The organism is Streptomyces sp. FIT100 (genome assembly GCF_024584805.1).
Classification (GTDB): domain Bacteria; phylum Actinomycetota; class Actinomycetes; order Streptomycetales; family Streptomycetaceae; genus Streptomyces.
This window is the reverse complement of sequence record NZ_CP075715.1, coordinates 2,802,373-2,819,753: the sequence shown is the minus strand read 5'-3', so window position 1 is coordinate 2,819,753 and position 17,381 is coordinate 2,802,373. Positions and strand designations below refer to the sequence as shown.

Below are 17,381 nucleotides of genomic sequence, written 5' to 3'. Positions count from 1 at the left end.
TGCGTAGTGAATGGCCGATCGCTTCATCGACGTTTCGCTCGCAAAGCGCGGTGTCCACTGCACCGCGCGACTCCTCGACGACCGGGCGCCCGTGACGTGCCGTGCGGTGTGGGACGCGCTGCCACTGGGCGGTGACGTCTACCACGCGAAGTACGCGCGCAACGAGATCTATGCGCTCTTCCCCGCCTTCGCCGACCGGGAGCCACCGCTGGAGAACCCGACGGTGACCCCCATTCCGGGCGACCTCTGCTATTTCACCTTCAGCGGGAGGGAGCTGGGGACGGCGGCGTACGGCTACGACCGGGACGTGTCCCGGCCGGTGACCGTGGATCTCGCGCTCTTCTACGAGCGCAACAACCTGCTGCTGAACGGGGACACGGGCTGGGTCCCCGGCACCGTGTGGGCCACGGTGGTCGACGGCCTCGACCGCATGGCCGACGCCTGCCAGGACCTGTGGCGCGCGGGGGCGCTGGGGGAGACGCTCACGTTCGGCAGGAGCTCCGGCTAGGTCGTGTCTGACAAATGGCGCCGTCCGCCCGCAGGGCGGGGTGCGCGGCGTCCGGTGCGTGCAATCGCAAGGCGGAGGATCATCCTCGTACTGGGCGTACTCGGATGACTCCGACAACGCAGCGTGGGGGCACCTCCCGTGCCCGAAGGGCTACGGGGGTGGGGGCACCTCCCAGGCGCGAGCTCTGGGGGAGCGTGCCGGGCGTCGCGCGCCAGGCGGGATTTGTCAGACACGGCCTATGCCGCCCGCGGCGAGGGCACCGACGCCGCGCCCGAGGCGTACAGCGCATGGGCCGCGCGCAGGATCAGCGCGTCCGCGTGGCGCGGGCCGACCAGTTGGACGCCGATCGGCAGACCGTCGCCGTCCACCCCGCACGGCACCGTCGCCGCCGGCTGCTGCGTCAGGTTGAACGGGTACGTGAACGGCGTCCACCCCGTCCACCTCCGAAGCCCCGACCCCGGCGGCACCTCCGCCCCCGCCTCGAACGCGGTGATCGGCAGCGTCGGCGTGACCAGCAGGTCGTAGGACGTATGGAACCGCCCCATCCGCCGGCCCAGCTCCATCCGCACGTCCACCGCCGCCAGATAGTCCAGCGCCGACGCCCGCTCGCCCGCCGCACAGATCTCCCGCAGGCCCGGGTCGAGCAGCTCCCGCTGCTCCGTGCCGAAGTGCTGCACCAGCCGCGCCGCCCCGCTGAACCACAGGGTGTGGAAGGCGTCCACGGGGTCCGCGATGTCCGGGTCCGCCTCCTCGATGTACGCGCCCAGCTCCGCGAGCCGCTCCACCGCGCCCCGGACCGCCGACGCCACGTCGGGCCGGACCGCGACCTGGCCGCCGAAGGACGGTGAGTACGCGATCCGCAGGCCCTTGACCCCGTCCACCCCGTCGGCGAGGGCGCCGACGACGCCCGGCGCGGGCGGCAGCTGCGACCAGTCCCGCCAGTCGGGCCCGCTCACCACGTCCAGCAGCAGCGCCGCGTCGGCCGCGTCCCGGGCCATCGGGCCCGCGTGGGACAGCGTGCCGAAGGGGCTCGCCGGGTAGAGCGGGATACGGCCGTACGTCGGCTTCAGCCCGAAGATCCCGCAGAAGGACGCCGGGATGCGGACCGAGCCGCCGCCGTCCGTCCCGATCGACAGCGGCGCGCCACCGAGCGCGACGGCCACCGCGCTGCCGCCGCTCGATCCGCCGGACGTGCGCGACAGGTCGTACGGATTGCGGGTGATCCCGGTCAGCGGTGAGTCCGTGACACCCTTCCAGCCGAACTCCGGCGTCGTCGTCCTGCCGACGAACACCGCCCCCTGCTCCCGCAGCCGGGCCACGGCGGGGGCGTCCTCGTCCCAGGCGCGGGTGTCCGGGCGCACGGTCCGCGAGCCGCGCAGCGTCGGCGCGCCCGCCTGGAGCAGCAGGTCCTTCACCGTCACGGGCACGCCGTCGAGCGGCCCGAGCGGCTCGCCCCTGCGGCGGCGCTCGGTCGCGGCCGCCGCCTGGGCGAGGGCCTGCTCGGCGTCGACGCGGACGAAGGCGTTCACCGCGGGTTCCACCGCATCGATCCGGGCGAGAACGGCCCGGACCGCCTCCAGGGGTGAGAACTCGCCCCGCTCGTATCCGGCGATGAGCTCGTGCGCTGTCGCCGCGGTCAGGGCGTCCGGCTCTGTCGGCTGGGGAGTCTTCGGCTCAGGAGTCTTCGGCTCAGGAGTCATGAGAGGGGACGTACCCACGATTCTTGTCGACCACGTTCGGCAGCGGCTTTCCGGCCACCCACAGGTCGAAAAGCTCCACGAACTGCTCGCCGAGCCGGTCGCGCCAGCCCACCGTGTCGCCGCTCATGTGCGGCGAGACGATCAGGCCGGGAACGTCCCAGAGCCGGCTGTCGGGACCCAGGGGCTCGTGCTCGAAGACGTCCAGCGCCGCGCCCGCGATCCGCCGCTCGAGCACCGCCGCGACCAGCTCGTCCCCCACCACCAGCGCGCCCCGCCCCACATTGATGAACCGGGCCGACGGCTGGAGCAGCGCGAAGCGCCGCGCGCCGAACATGCCGCGCGTCGCCTCCGTCAGCGGCGCCGCGCACACCACCCAGTCGGCGCGGCCGAGCAGCCGGTCGAGGTCCTCGGCCCCGTGCACGCCGGGGCGTGCGGTGCGACCGGCGACGGCGACGGTCATCCCGAGCGCCCGCAGGGTGCGGCCGATCGCCAGGCCGATGGGGCCCGCGCCGACGACGACCGCGCGGCCGCCCGCGACGGGCAGCCCCTCGCGGTGCCGCCAGCGCCGCTGCCGCTGGAGCTCCAGCGTGCCGGGGAGATCCTTCGCCATCGCCAGCACCAGCGCGGCCACGTACTCGGCGATGGGCTGGTCGAAGATCCCGCGGGCGTTGGTCACCACGGTGTCCGAGCCCGCGAGCTCCGGGCAGAGCAGCCGGTCCACGCCCGCGCTCGGCGTGTGCACCCAGCGGGGTCGCGGCCCCGGCCCCGGCCAGGCGCGGCGTACCGCCTCGGAGGTGAAGTCCCACACCAGCAGCGCATCGGCGTCCGGCAGCGCGGCGGCGAGTGTGCGCTCGTCGGCGTACCGGACGACGGCCCGGCCGGCGAGCGCCCCGAGGCGCGGCGGAGGGTCCGCTTCCAGCACGAGAAGAATCGGGACCGTCATCGCGGGGAAACCGTTTCTGAACGTCTGACATGTACGGATTGACCCACGCTCGCACCCGAACCTACCGTCGTCAACAAGACGTAAGGGGGCCCGTGGTGAATCTGTCCCTCGATGTTTCCTGGCTGGGCGGACCGGCCCCACAGCGCGGTGTCGGCGTGGTGGCCCCCTTCGACTTCGCCCTCGATCGCGAGCTGTGGCGCTGGGTGCCCGACGACGTCTCGCTGCGGCTGACCCGCACGCCGTTCGTGCCGGTCGAGGTCTCGCTCGACCTGGCCCGGCTGGTCAGCGAGCACGAGACGCTCGACGAGGCGGTGCGCGCCCTGGCCGCGTCCGAACCGGAGGTCGTGGCGTACGCGTGCGCGAGCGGCAGCTTCGTCGGCGGAGTGGCGGGCGAGCGCGCGATGTGCGAGGCGATGACCCGGGCGGGCGACATCGCCTCCGTCACGACGTCGGGCGCCCTGCTCGAAGCCCTCGCCGAGCTCGGGGCCTGCCGTATCGCGCTCGTCACCCCCTACACCGAGTCGGTGACCCGGGCGCTGGAGGAGTATCTGGGTGAAGCTGGGGTAGCGGTCACGGGCCGCGCCTTCCTGGGGCTGACCCGGCACATCTGGAAGGTGCCGTACCGGTCCGTGGTGGACATGGCGCGGCAGGCCGTGGTGGGCGCGGCGGACGCGCTCTTCATCAGCTGCACCAATCTGCCGACGTACGACGCGATACCCCAGCTGGAGGCGGAACTGCGGATGCCGGTGATCTCCGCGAACCAGGTCACGATGTGGTCCGCGCTGCGCCGGATCGGCGTCTACGCCGTCGGTCCGTACCAGGCCCTGCTGATGGACGCCCCGGATGCCCCGGATGCCCCGGGTCCCCTGGACCCACCGCGCGTCGCGGACACCACGGTCGACCACCGGCAGGAAGAGGGACAGGAAGGGCTGACATGACGACTGTCGGACTGCTCTACCCGGGGCACTCCGCCGAGGACGACTACCCGCGCATCGCGGTCCTGCTGGACAGCGACGTCCGGCTGCCGGTCTTCCACACCGACATCGGCGAGGACGCGCACCGCGAGGACGCCCTGATCGAGATGGGCGCGCCCGCGCGGCTGGCGGCCGGCATCGAGGAGCTGCGGCTCGCCGGCGCCGAGTCGCTGGTCTGGGCGTGTACGAGCGGCAGCTTCATCCGCGGCTGGGACGGCGCCCAGGAGCAGATCAGGGAGCTGGCGCAGACGGCGGGGCTGCCGGCGTCGAGCACGTCGTTCGCCTTCGTCCACGCGGCGCGGGCGCTCGGGGTGGAGCGGGTCGCCGTCGCGGCGACGTACCCGGACGACGTCACGGCGTCCTTCGAGGAGTTCCTCGAACAGGCAGGACTGGACGTGACCGGGGCGCGGGCGAGCGGGGTGGTGACCGCGGCCGAGGTCGGGACCTGGGGCCGCGAGCAGGTGCTCGACCTGGCCCGGGCGGGGGACGAGCCGAGGGCGGAGGCGGTGCTCATGCCCGACACGGCGCTGCACACCGTGGCGCATCTGGCGGAGCTGGAGGCGGCGCTGGGCAAGCCCGTGCTCACGGCGAACCAGGTGACGGTCTGGGAGGGGCTGCGGCTCGCCGAGCGGAAGGTGTGGGCGGAGCGGACGGGGGTGCTGTTCGCCCGGCCGGAGGACCGGATCGTCGCGGAGTGAGCCGCTGTCGATGCGGGGTGGGCCGGGGGCGATGCGGGGTGGGCCGCGGCCGAAGCGGAGCGGGCCGGAGCCGACGCGGAGCGGGCCGGGGGCGATTCCCCGGCTCGTTTCCTGCCGTCTCCGGCGGTCCCGGACGGGAATAAACCGGAGACCCCCTCCTGTTGGTGGCGAGGACACGTACGACACGCGCAGGAGGACCCCAGCAGTGGACGAGATCCGAGGCACGGCGACCGGAACCGCCCCCGTACCCCTGTCGGTACTGGACCTGGTCACGGTCGGCAGCGGCCGCACCGCCGGCGAGGCCCTGCGCACCAGCGTCGACATCGTCCGGCTCGCCGAACGCCGCGGCTACCACCGCCACTGGGTCGCCGAGCACCACTCCATGCCAGGTGTCGCCTCCTCGTCCCCCGCCGTCATCCTCGCCCACCTCGCGGCCCACACCGTGCGCATCCGCCTCGGCTCCGGCGGGGTGATGCTGCCCAACCACGCGCCGCTGGTGATCGCCGAGCAGTTCGGCACGCTGGAGGCGCTCGCGCCGGGCCGGGTCGACCTCGGCCTCGGCCGCGCGCCCGGGACGGACGGCGCCACCGCCGCCGCGCTGCGCCGCACCGAGCGGCTGGGGTCCCCCATGCCGGAGGCCAGGGGAGAGGGCGCCGACGAGTTCCCGCAGCAGCTCGCCGAGCTCACCCGCTTCCTGGACGACGACTTCCCGGACGGCCACCCGTACGCGCGCATCCACGCGATCCCCGGCCCGGTGCAGGCCACCTCGCCCGGTGGGGTCCAGTCCACCGCCCGGCCTCCGATCTGGCTGCTCGGCTCCTCCGGTTTCAGCGCGCGGCTGGCCGGCGTGCTGGGCCTGCCGTTTGCCTTCGCCCACCACTTCTCGGCGCAGAACACCATCCCGGCGCTCGACCTCTACCGCGACACCTTCCGCCCCTCGGCAGTCCTCGACGCCCCCTACGCGCTGATCGGCGTCTCCGCCCTCGCCTCCGGTGACGCCCGCGAGGCCCGTCGCCAGGTCATGACCGGAGCACTGTCGATGCTGCGCCTCCGCAGCGGCCGCCCCGGTCTCATCCCCACCCCCGAGGAGGCCGAGGCGTACGCCTTCAGCCCGCTGGAGCGCGAGTTCGTGGACAGCTGGCTCGGAAACGTCGTCCACGGCACACCCGACGAGGTCCGCACCGGCCTGGACGATCTGCAGAAGCGCACGGGGGCGGACGAACTGATGATCACGGCCAACGCGCACGGCGGGGAGGCGCGGCTGCGGTCGTACGAGCTGATCGCGGACGCGTACGGCATGCCGGACGGGGTCCACTAGGCCCTCTTCGTCGACGTGCCGTGCGCCCCGCCCTGCGGGCGGGGTCGATGTCCCGTCCGCCCCGTCCCGCGGGCGGACGGCGCTGCTTCGACGACGGGGCCCGGAGCCGCTCCGGGGTGGGGCCGCATCCGGTGTGCGGCTCCGCCGCGCGGGCCCGCCGCAGGCGGGTCACACCGCCAGTGGGCTGACTCCACCGATCATGCCGTCGATGCGCTCCGGCGCCACCGCCCGCGAGTACAGCCACCCCTGCCCCGTGTCGCACCCGATCCGCCGGAGCCGCTCCGCCTGGCCCGCCGTCTCCACGCATTCCGCGGTGACCGTGAGTCCCAGCCGATGGGCGAGTTGGACCATCGCCTCGACGATCGTCTCGTCGGCGGGGTTCGGGTGGGCGCCATCGTCGTAGCGGAAGCCGCGAACAAACGATCCGTCGAGCTTCAGTACGGACACCGGCAGCCGGCTCAGATAGGCGAGGTTGGAGTAGCCCGTCCCGAAGTCGTCGATCGCGATACGGACGCCCATGTCGCTGAGCGCCTGGAGGGCCTGGAGCGGGCGGCCCGCGGAGCCCATCACCGCCGACTCGGTGAGCTCCAACTGGAGCAGGTGCGGGGCGAGCCCCGTCTCGGCCAGGATGCCGGCGACATCCGTGACCAGGTCGGAGTCCCAGACCTGGCGCACGGCGACGTTGACGCTGACGAAGATCGGCGCCGCGCCCGGATGGTCCTGCTGCCACTGCCGTGCCTGGCGGCACGCCGTCCGCAGGACCCAGCGGCCCAACTGCACGATCGAGCCGTCTTCTTCCGCGATTCCGATGAACCGATTCGGCGCCAGCGTGCCGAACTGGGGGTGGTTCCAGCGCACCAGCGCCTCGACGCCCCGCACGGCGCCGTCCGCCATCCCCACCAGCGGCTGGTACTCGAGCGCGAACTCCCCGCGCTCCACGGCGGGCCGCAGCGTCGACGACAGCGCCTGGCGCGTCATCCGGTGGGCGTTGCGCTCGGGGTCGAAGAGGGTCCAGCGGGCCTTGCCGTCCGCCTTCGCCCAGTACAGCGTCGTGTCCGCGTCCTGCATCAGGCCGGTCGCCGTCGTCCCGGCCGCGGTCCGCTCCACCACCCCGATCGACGCGGACACCGAGAGCCGCTGCCCGGCGAGGTCGAACGGACGCTGGAGCGCGACCAGCACCGATCGTGCGAGGTCGGCGAGTTGCTCCGTACCGGTGGAGTCCTCGATCAGGATCGCGAACTCGTCGCCGCCGAGCCGGGCCACCAGATGGCCGCCGCTGCGCGTGTAGCCGTCGCGGTCCGCGCAGTCGGTCAGCCGGCCCGCGACGGCGGTCAGCAGCCGGTCGCCGACACGGTGGCCGAGGGTGTCGTTGACGGCCTTGAAGCCGTCGAGGTCGAGATAGCAGAGCCCGATCCGGCCGGTGCCGCCGTGCTCGTACGACGACGTCTCCAGGGCGGCGCTGAGCCGCTCGAAGAACAGAGTGCGGTTGGGCAGCCGGGTCACCGGGTCGTGCATCTGGAGGTGGCGCAGCCGCGCCTGGAGCTCGCGCCGGTCGCTGATGTCGGCGACGGAGAGCAGCACCCGGCGGCTGTCGGGCAGGGGCGCGACGGTGACCTCGGCCCAAAGGGCGCGCCCGTCGGGGTGCTTGAGCCGGCGGGTGCAGCGGAAGCGTGCGCGGCGGCCGCGCAGCACCTCGCGGTACGCGTGCCAGGTGCGGCCGTCGGATGCGAGGTCCACGAGCTCGGCGGCGGACCGCTCGTGCAGCGTGGCCGGTTCGGCGCCGATGAGCTCGGCGAGCGCGTCGTTGGCGGAGACGACGAGGCCGTCGTGGTCGACGACGGCCATGGCGAGCTGGGCGATGGTGAACGCGGCACGGTGGTCGCCGAGTTCGGCGGAGGACGGTACGAGGCAGGGCGGCACGGCGGACGGGCCGGTGACGGGCGGGGCGGTGACTGCCGGGCCGGCGAGCGCCGCCGCTGTCGTGTGCGTCGGGCCCGCGGGCCTGGTGGCGGCCGTCGTGGTGCGCGAGGCGGTGGCCATCGCAGTGGGCCGTGCGCCTGCCGTCGCGCCGACGGTTGCGCCCGCGGTGGCTCCGATGGTTGCGCCCGCGGTGGCTCCGGTGGTTGCTCCGGCGGCGCCCCCGCGCGCGCCGTCCGCGGTGTGCGCCCCGCGTCCCGCCGCGTGACGCTCCGTAACCGACGGTAGGGCGGTCCCGGGCGCCGCGACGGCCGCAGGACCCTGTCCTTCGGTGTTTCCGCTCACCGCTCGCTCCCGCTGTGCGTCGTGTCGTTCAGGTCCGGTCGGGGCCGGAAAGCCGGGAAAGTGTGCCGATCATAGAGGCTGGCCGGGTGGCCGTTCCAGCTTCTCCGTCGTGATCAAGCGCACTTGATGGTCCAGACCGATCGTTTCTGCGCGGGTCTGGCCCTGCCCGGCGCCCTCCTGACCGGTTGTGACTTTCCGTGAAACGCCGGGGTGTCGGCTCCTGCTCACCCATGCGGCCAGCAGAAAGGTGCAGACAACCGCAAACCATCACAAGGTGGGTGAGGGTGTCCAGCATTCCGTAGCCGGAGGTCGACGTGGAGGGTCAGCAGACACGCCCGGAAACACCCGGGCGAGTGGAACGGCCCAGCCTGCGCGCCACGGCCGCCGCGCTGACCTCCCTCATGGCCCTCGCCGCCACCTCGCTCGTCGCGGGCCCCGCCGCCGCCGACACCTCCGCGGGCCCCTGCGCCCTGCCGCGCACCGCGGCGCACCACTCCCTCGGTCTGAACAGCTGGAACTCGGCCTATCCCCGCCCCGACCGCACCCTCGACGCGGTCATGGTCTTCCTCTCCTTCCCGGACGTCGCCCCGCTGACCCGGCCGGGCGACCTGGCCCGCGACCACTTCCCGGCGACCGGCGACTTCTTCCGGCGCGCGTCGTACGGGAGGTTCGACCTGAAGGCGCATCCGATGCCGCGGTGGATCCAGATGCCGCAGGCGTCGACGGCGTACCAGATGAAGCGCGACTGGGACGCCGGCCGGCGGGCCGCCTATCTGCGGGACGCGATCGCCGTCGCCGACCCGGTGGTCGACTTCTCGCGGTACGACGTCGTCTACCTGGTCGCCGACCCGGACGCGCCGGGCGTCGACTCCGACGCGACGAAGGTCGTGAACTTCGACCGCCCGCTCTCCGCGGACGGCGCGGACATCCGCCGCGTCGTCACCGTCTTCGAGCGGCACCCGCCCGACCGCAATGTGCTCGCACACGAAACCGGACACGTCTTCGACCTGCCGGACCTCTACCACCGTCCGACCGACGGCAAGGGCGACTGGGACACCCATGTCGGCGACTGGGATGTGATGGGCAGCCAGTTCGGCCTCGCCCCGGACCTCTTCGGCTGGCACAAGTGGAAGCTCGGCTGGCTGGACCAGCAGCAGGTGCGGTGCGTCACGGGCGCCCGCGGGGCGAACCGGATGTTCACGCTGGAGCCGCTCGCGGCGGCGCCGCCGCCCGGCGGGAGCGTCGGCACCCGGCTCGCGGTCGTACGCACCGGCCCGAACTCCGCGCTCGCCATCGAGGCGCGGGGGGCGACCGGAAACGACCGGGACACCTGCACGGAGGGCGTGCTCATTTACCGCGTACGGAACGAGGCGGCGTCCGGCGCCGGTCCGGTCGAGGTGCTGGACACCCACCCGCAGACGGAGGCGTGCTGGAACGAGTCGGTCTATCCGGCGCTCGCGGACGCGCCGCTGTCGGTGGGCGAGTCGTACACGGTGGCGGGCGACCGGGTGCGGGTGGAGGTCGTGGACCGCACGCGCACGGGGGGCTGGACGGTCAAGATCACACCAGGAGTGTGACCTCCGACATGCGTCAGGCCCCTCGCGTGTGCGAGGGGCCTGACCACAGACGTGCGCCGCCAGGGACTCGAACCCCGGACCCGCTGATTAAGAGTCAGCTGCTCTAACCAACTGAGCTAGCGGCGCCTGCTGACGTCGTAGACCTTAGCATCCTGGTCGGCGGGAGGAAAAATCGATATACGGACCGAAGCGGCGGAGGCCGCGCGGGCCGCCCGTACGCATGCCCAGAGCAGTACCTCGGGCCCCGGAAGCCAGGGCTGCCGGGTGTCCGGGGCGACCAGCCAGCGCGGTCCCGAGCCGGGTGCGGCCGGAAGCGGCGCGAGCGGCGGGATGGTGATCGCGTCCCCGGTGCCGTGGCACAGCATCGGCGGCACCGCGGCGCCCCACTCCTCCCAGCGGAGCAGGGCCGGCAGCCGATGGGCCGAGCCGGGGGCGGCGAACAGCAGCATCCGGCCCCGGTGCAGCGCCACCGGGCCGGAGCCGGGCCCGTCGGACCACAGCTGTTCGAGCATCCGGCGGCCGAAGACGGCGGGCACGTTCACGGCGTCGAAGACGGTCCCGCACGGGACGACGGCGGGCGCGGCGGGCTCCTCCTCCCACAGCGCCAGCGCGGAGCGCGGAATCGCGGTGGCCGACGCGAGCCATCCCGCGCCCGGAGCGGTCACCTGTCCGATCTGATGCCGCCCCTCGTCCCGCAGCACCGCGAAGACGTCGCGCCGCCGCGCTTCGTCGCGGGCGGGGCCAGGCGGTGTCTCGTCGCGCAGCCAAGTGCTCATGGCAGCTACATGTACCGAGAGTCGGAGGTCCGTCGCTGTGGGTTGCCGAAATCGGGGACAGGGCCGGGTGGGGAGGAGTATCTTGCCCCGCGGCATATGCCGGAGTTCGCTTCCGAAGCGCATGTGACGCCTGGGGGCGGCCACCGGCACGTCGGCGCCTCCAGCGCTACGGGGAGCCCGGGTCCACGGATCGCAGCAGATCCCGGCCGAACTCGATCATCTTCTGCGCGTAGTCCTCGCTCCACTGCGCGCGCCGCGCGATCTCCGCGGCCGTCAGCCGGTCGAAGCGCCGGGGATCGGCGAGCTGCGCGGCCGCGAGCGCCTGGTACTCGATGGCCCGGTCGGCCGCGGCCTGGAACGCCATCGCCAGCTCCGTCGCGCGGGACAGCAGCTCACGAGGGTCGTCCATCGACTCCAGGTCGAAGAAATGCTCCGGGTCGGAGGCGGCCTCCGAGGGCTCGAAGAGCAACGCCCCGGGCCGCATCCGCCGCTCGCTCCGCTCCGACTCCGCCATCGGCTTCTCCTCCTCGCACGCTCCGACCACCCCCATTCTCCCGCCCCGGGCAAGTACGCCTTGACCCGGTGGGGACTTCCACCGATGAGTACCCCACCGATGAGTCCCCGCGACCACCCGGGTCTGCACAGGTGGGCAAGGAGAAAGGACCGAAGGAGAAAGGACCGAACGATGTCCGACGACACGCAAGAGATCCGGACCCTGATCGAGCAGTGGGCCGCGGCGGTGCACCGCGGCGACATGGACGCCGTCCTCACCGGCCACACCGACGACATCGTCATGTTCGACGTGCCGCCGCCCCACGACGGCGTACGCGGCATCGACGCCTACCGCGCATCCTGGCCGCCCTTCTTCGCGTACCAGCGGCAGGGCGCGTCCTTCGAGATCGTCTCCCTGGACGTGACCGCGGGCGACACCGTCGCCTACGCCCACGCCCTGCTGCGCTGCGGCACCCCCGAGGAGCTCGCCGAGCACCCGGAGAGCCGGCTGCGCCTCACGGTCGGCCTCCGCAAGGAGCAGGACCGCTGGGTCGTCGCCCACGAACACCATTCCTTCGCCGACACCACCGCCGACACCACCGCCGGCGCCTGAGCGCCGCCCGTCCGCCCGGCGGCGCCGCGCGGACGAGGCCCCCGAAGACCCGGCTCACGGAGCCCACGTCACCCGGTGGGCGACGTGGTGCTCGGCGGTTGTCGGTGGCGGGAGTGTGTGGTCAGGGTTGCCATGTCACCCGGTGTTCGGCGAGGTGGGCGAGGACCGCGTGGTTCGCTTCCCAGCCGTCGGGGCTGTATCCGTTGGCCGCCTCCGGCGGCGTGCCGGCCTTCGGCCGGGGGGTGGGTGGTGCTTGGCGGTTGTCGGTGGCGGGAGTGTGTGGTCAGGGTTGCCATGTCACCCGGTGTTCGGCGAGGTGGGCGAGGACCGCGTGGTTCGCCTCCCAGCCGTCGGGGAACTTCACCGTGACGCCCAGCTGCACCGGCTCCGTCGACGGGTGTTCGTCCAGCAGGTCCGCCACGCCCGCGCGGCAGACGACGATGCAGGCGTGCCGGTGGCGGGAGGCCAGGACGCAGAGGCGGCCCGTCTCCAGGTGGAAGGCGGTCGCGTCGGGGCGGCCGGAGAGCGGGTGGAGGACGACCGTGACGTCGTACTCGCGGCCCTGGAGCCGGTTGGCCGTGTCGACCGTCACCCCGGTCACGCCCAGCTCCGCGAGCGCCGAGCGCACCGCCGCCGCCTGGTCGCGGTGGGCCGTGCCGACGGCGATGCGGTCCGCCGTGAGCGGCACCGGGTCGTCCGTGCGCTCCGACACCGACGCGCCGCCGCGGTCCAGCAGCCGCCGCACCACCAGCGCCACGGCCCGTACCGCCTCGGGATCCGTGCGCGGCGTGTGGCGGGCGGGCAGCTCCAGCAGGCCCCAGCCCGACTCGGCCGCCTCGTCCAGCACCCGGTCCGGACCCGAACCGTCCGAGGCGACCCCGAACGCGAGCCGCCGGTCGCCCGCGCCCGTGCCGCTGCGGAACGGCGTGTACGGATAGAACGCGCCCGAGACCAGCGGCGCCGCCGACGCCGGCAGCCGCCACGACACCGGCAGCCGGTGCTGCGGCAGCTCCGGATTGTGCGCCAGCAGCGTCGAGACCGCGCTCGCCGACGGGTCGTACGACAGCCCGGCCCACTGCTCGGCCCCGACCACCGAGAACGGGTCCAGCTGGCCCGGGTCGCCCACGAACAGCGCCCGCTCGAAGAGCCCGGCCACCGCGAGCAGCGCGTCCGAACGCATCTGGTACGCCTCGTCCACGATCGCGTGCCCCCAGGGCTCGACACCCTGCACATGCGCCCACTTCGCCGCCGTCGAGATGACGACGTCGAGCCCCGCGAGATCCCCGGCCTTCGCCGACTTCCGTACGCTCGCCAGCTCGTCGAGCGCCTTGTCGTACGGGTCCGGGTCGTTGCTGTGCAGCCGACCGACCGGAAGCTCGGGCTCCTTCTCGGCGAGCCGCAGCACCAGATCGTCCACCTGCGCGTTCGTCTGCGCGATGACCATCAACGGCCGCCCTGCCGCGGCCAGTTCGAGCGCCGCCCGCACCACGAGCGTCGACTTCCCGGCGCCCGGCGGCGAGTCCACGACCACGCCCCGGGCGTCCCCGTGGAGCGTGTCGTCGAGGATGCCGGCGGTGGCGCGCGCGGCCTCGGCGGAGGGGTCGAAGGTCACAGCAGGTCCTCCGGGGTCACGGCGTCCGGGCTCTCGGCGGCGTCGGTGCGCGGTGGACCGCCGTGGGTCCACGGCGTCTCCTCCGGGTCCGGCAGCTTCGGCCCGCCCCGCTGGTCGTGCTCGAACAGCGTCCAGGCGATCCGCTCGCCCTTCTCCGGGACCGTGCCCTCGGCCGGGTCCTTGGAGCGGCCCATCCGGTCCAGCAGCCGCAGGACCAGCGCGCCGTCCTCCTCCTCGTACCCGACGAACTCGGCCGACTGCGGCTTGCCCTCCAGCGAGCGGTACACCTTCACGCCCGCGCCCAGATGCGCCCGGTCGTCCGTCCGCATGGTGAGCAGCGGGCGCGGGGAGGGGCGCTTCGACTCCGACCAGGCCATCGTCACGTCCGTCACCTCCGCCACGAACGCCTCGCCGGACAGCCTCCGCCCCGCCAGCACCAGCGGATCGTCGAGCGCCTCCTGGGCCTCCAACTGCGCCTGGGCCGTCTCGCGCGCCGCGAGCTTCTGCGCCGCCGTCACCGCGTCGTCGCGGCGAGGCTGCGGAGGCTCGCCCGCCCGCACCCGGTCGCGGTGGCCGGTGAACGACCAGCGGTCCCGGGTCCAGCGATCGGCGACCCGAGCCCCCTGCGGGAGCTCCCGCAGCAGGTCGATGCCCTGCCACACCGCGTCCCAGGTGGGCCGCAGCACACCCCCCAGCAGCCCCCGGATCTCCCGCTCGGCCGCCGTGAGCCGGCCCAACTGCTCGTCCGCCGCGCCGCCTTCCTGCGCCGCGGCCAGCGCCTGGCGCGCCCGGTCGTGGCGCTCCATCGCGGGCGCCAGCAGCCTGTTGTCGAACGCCGGGTCCGTCGCGGGACCGGCCGGCGGGCACAGCAGCTGCCCGCCCACGTCCCGCGCCAGCTCCGCCCGGAGCGCCGCCTCCGCTCCCGTCTCGCCCTCGGCGGGGGCGATCCAGGCGAGCAGCGCGCCCAGATGCTGGTCCTCCAGGTGCGACTGGCCGGTCGCCCAGTGGCGCCCGAGCAGATCGGTCATGGCCAGGAGCAGCGACGAGCCGGGCACGCGTGCCCGCTCCCCGTAGTGCGTGAGCCACCGCCCGAGCAGCGGCACGCGCGGCGGCGCGGGATACGGCGCATCCGGCTCCTGCTCGGCGGTCCGCCGGAACCGCATGGACCGCCCCAGCAGCCGTACGAAGTCGACGCCCGGCCTGCTCGGCACGATCAACTGCGGCGCGTCCGCGCACAGTTCGACCTCGACCTTGACCCGCTTCCCGGTCTCGGGGTCGGTCTCGCTGCGCTCGGCGGGCTCGACGTCGTCCGCGTACGCGTCCAGGTGCGGCAGCACGCATTCGGCGAGCTCGGCGAGGAACGCGAACCGCAGCTCCCGGTCACGCGGCTGCGCCACGCTCAGCAGCCGCGGCGCGTCCCGGTCCGTGCCGACCAGCGCCCCGAGCGGCGCGCCCGCCTCGCCGGCGGTGGTGAGCGGCACGAGAACGAGCGGCCGCTCGGACAGATGCCGGTGCCGCACGGTCGCGAGCGGCTGCGCGCGCCCCCGTTCGACGGCTTCCAGCCGGGCGAGGGTGTGGATCAGTGACATGTCACACCTCCTCGGGCCCGGCGCATTCCCCCGGTCCCGGCCGTCCGGCCCTGCTGTCGTGCCCTGAGCTCCGCGGTCCGGGTGCGGCTCGACCGGTGGTCTGCGCCCGTCCGTTCCGCCTGCGGAACGACTGCCGCCAGGCCATGGGGCAGCGGCCCGTCATGGCCCGTGGCCCGAACCGCCCACCCGCCGCCGGCAGCCGCGCCCGCGCTCGGCAGGCCGATCGCTTTCACCGAGCCGTGTCGCGTCAGCCGGGACACGCGACCACCCCGCCCGATTCGAGGGCGCCGGAGGCGGCCATGGCCTCGAAGCGCAGCGCCGCCGCACGGCGGAGGGCGGCGACCGCCGGGTCCGCCGGGTCGCCCGACTCGCCGCGGGCCGCCGACAGAACGTCGCCGACGGCCGTCAGGCCGCCCAGCTCGCCCCGGACCGCCCGCCCCAGGGACTCCACCGCGCCCTCCGCACGCGCCCGGTCCCGGCAGTGGAAGGCCAGCTCGCACGCGGACAGGCACTCGGGTGCGTACGCCGACGGCACGGCCTCGACCGAGGCCGTCAGCTCGCCGGCCGAGCACGACTCCACGTCGAAGCCCACGCCCTCCGGCAGGGCCGCCGCGATCTCCTCGACCCGGGTCAGCCTGGCCAGCTGCCGCCGCGTCACCGAGAGCTGCTTGCGCACGTCGACCACGGACGCCGCCGGCAGGTTCGAGAAGTCCTTCGGGCACACCAGCAGCACCGCGTGCCCGACCTCCGCGCCCTCGGTCAGCGCCGCGACCCGCTCCAGCGCGAGCACGTACACGGCGGCCTGGCGCGCGGCGGCGCCCACCTTCGCCGCGTCGGCCGAACCGTCGATCATCGGGAAGGACTTGATCTCGACGACGGTCCACCGCCCGTCGGGATGCACGACCACGGCGTCCGGCTCCAGATACGCAGGCGACCCCGCCACCTGGAGCGCGAGCATCGGGTGGTCGAGGAGCGTCCATCCGCCGGCGGCCGTGGCCTCCCGCAGCGCCAGGGCCGTGCGCGCCGCACGCCCCTGCGGGCCCGCCGCCGTGAGATCGGGGACCCGGGCCGCCTGGGGGTCGGCGACGCCGAGCAGCCTCAGCAGCTCCGTGCCGCCGTCGGCCTTGACGCGGGCCTCGAAGGCATTGCCCCGCATGAACGCGAACTGGGACTGGCCGAAGGCAGCGGGCGCACCCAGCGCCCGCGCGAGCGCCGCCTTGTCCACCCCTGCGCCGTCCAGCAGCGCGCGCCGCTTGCACCCGGGATTCGCCGCGAGGGCCGCCAGGGCGCGGGCGTCGAGCGGATGCGGCGCGGCGGACGGGCCGCGCAGCTCAGCGAGTCGCTGCCGGAGTGCTGTCGCCGGCGCCTGCGGAGGGGGTCCGCTGTCCAGGGATGTGCTCACCCGCGGAAGTCTCGCATCCGCCGCTGACAATCGGGGCCGTGATGCCCACACGCCCACCTGCCCGCAGCCCGGACCGCGCCCGTATCCGCTCCCCGGACCGCGCCCTCATCCGCTCCCCGGAGCGCTCCGCCCGCCGTCCGAACCGCGCCCCCACCCGGTCCGCGAGCCCCAGCGCCGGCCGCGTGAGCAGCAGCCCCGCGCCCATGACCGCGACGCCCGCGACCGCGTCGAGGAAGTAGTGGTTCGCCGTTCCCATGACGACCAGCGCGATCAGCGTCGGGTACGCGACGGCGAGCACCTTCGCGACCGGGCCCCGGCCGTGCCGCCACAGCATCACCCCGCACCACAGCGCCCAGCCGACGTGCAGACTCGGCATCGCCGCGAACTGGTTGGTCATCCCGCCCATACCGCGTGGCGCGCTCGCCTCCCCGCCCCACCAGCCGTACGAGCTGAACTGCGCCATCGTGTCGGTGAAGCCGTGCCCCGCGGCCAGCAGCCGCGGCGGGCAGGTCGGCATGAGCGTGAAGCCGGCCAGCCCGAGGAGGGTCGAGACCATCAGCCAGGTGCGGGCCGTCCGGTAGCCCGCGGGCCGCCGCCGGAACAGCCACACCAGGATCGCCGGGGTGACCAGGTAGTGCAGCGAGGCGTAGACGAAGTCGGCGGGTATGCCGAGCGCCGGGGTGCCGCTGAAGAGCCGGTTGAGCGGCTGCTCGAAGTCGATGCGGAGACGTTTCTCCAGGTCCAGCACGCCCAGGCCGTGGCCGATCGCGTCCGCCTCGTCACCGCGCGCGAGCAGCCGGCCCGCCGAGTACGCGGCGTACACGACCACGACGAGAGGGAGCTCGGTCCACCAGCGCAGCCGCTTCGGCATGCCGTCCATCGCTCCTCGTCGTCCCTGGAACCGTACGGCGTACAGG

The 17,381-nt window shown here is 74.0% G+C and carries 15 protein-coding genes and 1 tRNA gene; 6 read left to right on the top strand and 10 right to left on the bottom strand.

Annotated features, from left to right (window positions below; genetic code table 11):
- Window positions 1-10: 10 nt before the first annotated feature.
- Entirely contained in the window at window positions 11-508 is a 498-nt protein-coding gene (locus KK483_RS12230) for a DUF3830 family protein (protein ID WP_262005260.1), read from the top strand.
- Between the two features lie 236 nt (window positions 509-744).
- Here KK483_RS12230 and KK483_RS12225 read toward each other — a convergent pair whose 3' ends face one another.
- Window positions 745-2,208 (bottom strand): amidase, encoded by a 1,464-nt coding sequence (locus KK483_RS12225; protein ID WP_262005259.1) that lies wholly within the window; start codon window positions 2,206-2,208, stop codon window positions 745-747.
- Window positions 2,198-3,151, bottom strand: a complete 954-nt coding sequence (locus tag KK483_RS12220; RefSeq protein WP_262005258.1) for a D-2-hydroxyacid dehydrogenase — start codon at window positions 3,149-3,151, stop codon at window positions 2,198-2,200. The genes KK483_RS12225 and KK483_RS12220 overlap by 11 nt, the downstream gene beginning before the upstream one ends.
- Before the next feature lie 95 nt (window positions 3,152-3,246).
- Here KK483_RS12220 and KK483_RS12215 point away from each other — a divergent pair, with 95 nt between their 5' ends.
- The 3 genes from KK483_RS12215 (at window position 3,247) to KK483_RS12205 (ending at window position 6,141) form a co-directional block, all read left to right on the top strand.
- Window positions 3,247-4,089, top strand: coding sequence for a decarboxylase (locus KK483_RS12215; protein ID WP_262009451.1), 843 nt, complete (start codon window positions 3,247-3,249; stop codon window positions 4,087-4,089).
- A complete protein-coding gene (locus tag KK483_RS12210) occupies window positions 4,086-4,823 on the top strand; it encodes a decarboxylase (RefSeq protein ID WP_262005257.1) in 738 nt (245 codons plus the stop codon). The genes KK483_RS12215 and KK483_RS12210 overlap by 4 nt, the downstream gene beginning before the upstream one ends.
- A gap of 205 nt (window positions 4,824-5,028) precedes the next feature.
- Entirely contained in the window at window positions 5,029-6,141 is a 1,113-nt protein-coding gene (locus KK483_RS12205) for an LLM class flavin-dependent oxidoreductase (RefSeq protein ID WP_262005256.1), read from the top strand.
- Window positions 6,142-6,309: 168 nt separating this feature from the next.
- Here KK483_RS12205 and KK483_RS12200 read toward each other — a convergent pair whose 3' ends face one another.
- On the bottom strand, window positions 6,310-8,403 hold the full coding sequence (locus tag KK483_RS12200) for a bifunctional diguanylate cyclase/phosphodiesterase (RefSeq protein WP_262005255.1): 2,094 nt from the start codon (window positions 8,401-8,403) through the stop codon (window positions 6,310-6,312).
- Between the two features lie 353 nt (window positions 8,404-8,756).
- Here KK483_RS12200 and KK483_RS12195 point away from each other — a divergent pair, with 353 nt between their 5' ends.
- The gene (locus KK483_RS12195) at window positions 8,757-9,980 is read left to right on the top strand and encodes a M6 family metalloprotease domain-containing protein (protein WP_262005254.1); all 1,224 of its coding nucleotides are present in this window, start codon (window positions 8,757-8,759) and stop codon (window positions 9,978-9,980) included.
- Between the two features lie 52 nt (window positions 9,981-10,032).
- On the opposite strand, the gene KK483_RS12190 is transcribed toward KK483_RS12195, so the two are convergent.
- From KK483_RS12190 to KK483_RS12180, 3 genes are all read right to left on the bottom strand, one after another.
- Window positions 10,033-10,106, bottom strand: a tRNA-Lys gene (locus tag KK483_RS12190).
- A complete protein-coding gene (locus tag KK483_RS12185) occupies window positions 10,097-10,756 on the bottom strand; it encodes a bifunctional DNA primase/polymerase (protein WP_262005253.1) in 660 nt (219 codons plus the stop codon). Before KK483_RS12185 ends, KK483_RS12190 begins: the two co-directional genes overlap by 10 nt.
- Before the next feature lie 166 nt (window positions 10,757-10,922).
- Window positions 10,923-11,270 carry a hypothetical protein gene (locus KK483_RS12180; RefSeq protein WP_262005251.1) on the bottom strand — a complete coding sequence of 116 codons (348 nt, stop codon included), beginning with the start codon at window positions 11,268-11,270 and terminating at the stop codon, window positions 10,923-10,925.
- 171 nt (window positions 11,271-11,441) lie between these two features.
- Between KK483_RS12180 and KK483_RS12175 the strand changes: the two genes are divergently transcribed.
- Window positions 11,442-11,861 carry an SgcJ/EcaC family oxidoreductase gene (locus KK483_RS12175; RefSeq protein WP_262005249.1) on the top strand — a complete coding sequence of 140 codons (420 nt, stop codon included), beginning with the start codon at window positions 11,442-11,444 and terminating at the stop codon, window positions 11,859-11,861.
- Between the two features lie 283 nt (window positions 11,862-12,144).
- Here the strand turns inward: KK483_RS12175 and KK483_RS12170 are convergent, their stop codons facing one another.
- The 4 genes from KK483_RS12170 to KK483_RS12155 form a co-directional block, all read right to left on the bottom strand.
- Window positions 12,145-13,473 (bottom strand): AAA domain-containing protein, encoded by a 1,329-nt coding sequence (locus tag KK483_RS12170; RefSeq protein ID WP_262005248.1) that lies wholly within the window; start codon window positions 13,471-13,473, stop codon window positions 12,145-12,147.
- A complete protein-coding gene (locus KK483_RS12165; RefSeq protein ID WP_262005247.1) occupies window positions 13,470-15,062 on the bottom strand; it encodes a hypothetical protein in 1,593 nt (530 codons plus the stop codon). The genes KK483_RS12170 and KK483_RS12165 overlap by 4 nt, the downstream gene beginning before the upstream one ends.
- Before the next feature lie 247 nt (window positions 15,063-15,309).
- Window positions 15,310-16,464 carry a hypothetical protein gene (locus KK483_RS12160; protein ID WP_262005246.1) on the bottom strand — a complete coding sequence of 385 codons (1,155 nt, stop codon included), beginning with the start codon at window positions 16,462-16,464 and terminating at the stop codon, window positions 15,310-15,312.
- The gene (locus KK483_RS12155) at window positions 16,394-17,344 is read right to left on the bottom strand and encodes a phosphatase PAP2 family protein (protein WP_262005245.1); all 951 of its coding nucleotides are present in this window, start codon (window positions 17,342-17,344) and stop codon (window positions 16,394-16,396) included. Before KK483_RS12155 ends, KK483_RS12160 begins: the two co-directional genes overlap by 71 nt.
- Between the last annotated feature and the right edge of the window lie 37 nt (window positions 17,345-17,381).

Coding starts and splice junctions, on each gene's coding strand:
- KK483_RS12165 (WP_262005247.1), bottom strand. CDS start 15,062: ATGTCACTGATCCACACCCTCGCCCGGCTGGAAGCCGTCGAACGGGGG.
- KK483_RS12225 (WP_262005259.1), bottom strand. CDS start 2,208: ATGACTCCTGAGCCGAAGACTCCTGAGCCGAAGACTCCCCAGCCGACA.
- KK483_RS12230 (WP_262005260.1), top strand. CDS start 11: ATGGCCGATCGCTTCATCGACGTTTCGCTCGCAAAGCGCGGTGTCCAC.
- KK483_RS12185 (WP_262005253.1), bottom strand. CDS start 10,756: ATGAGCACTTGGCTGCGCGACGAGACACCGCCTGGCCCCGCCCGCGAC.
- KK483_RS12155 (WP_262005245.1), bottom strand. CDS start 17,344: ATGGACGGCATGCCGAAGCGGCTGCGCTGGTGGACCGAGCTCCCTCTC.
- KK483_RS12175 (WP_262005249.1), top strand. CDS start 11,442: ATGTCCGACGACACGCAAGAGATCCGGACCCTGATCGAGCAGTGGGCC.
- KK483_RS12180 (WP_262005251.1), bottom strand. CDS start 11,270: ATGGCGGAGTCGGAGCGGAGCGAGCGGCGGATGCGGCCCGGGGCGTTG.
- KK483_RS12220 (WP_262005258.1), bottom strand. CDS start 3,151: ATGACGGTCCCGATTCTTCTCGTGCTGGAAGCGGACCCTCCGCCGCGC.
- KK483_RS12210 (WP_262005257.1), top strand. CDS start 4,086: ATGACGACTGTCGGACTGCTCTACCCGGGGCACTCCGCCGAGGACGAC.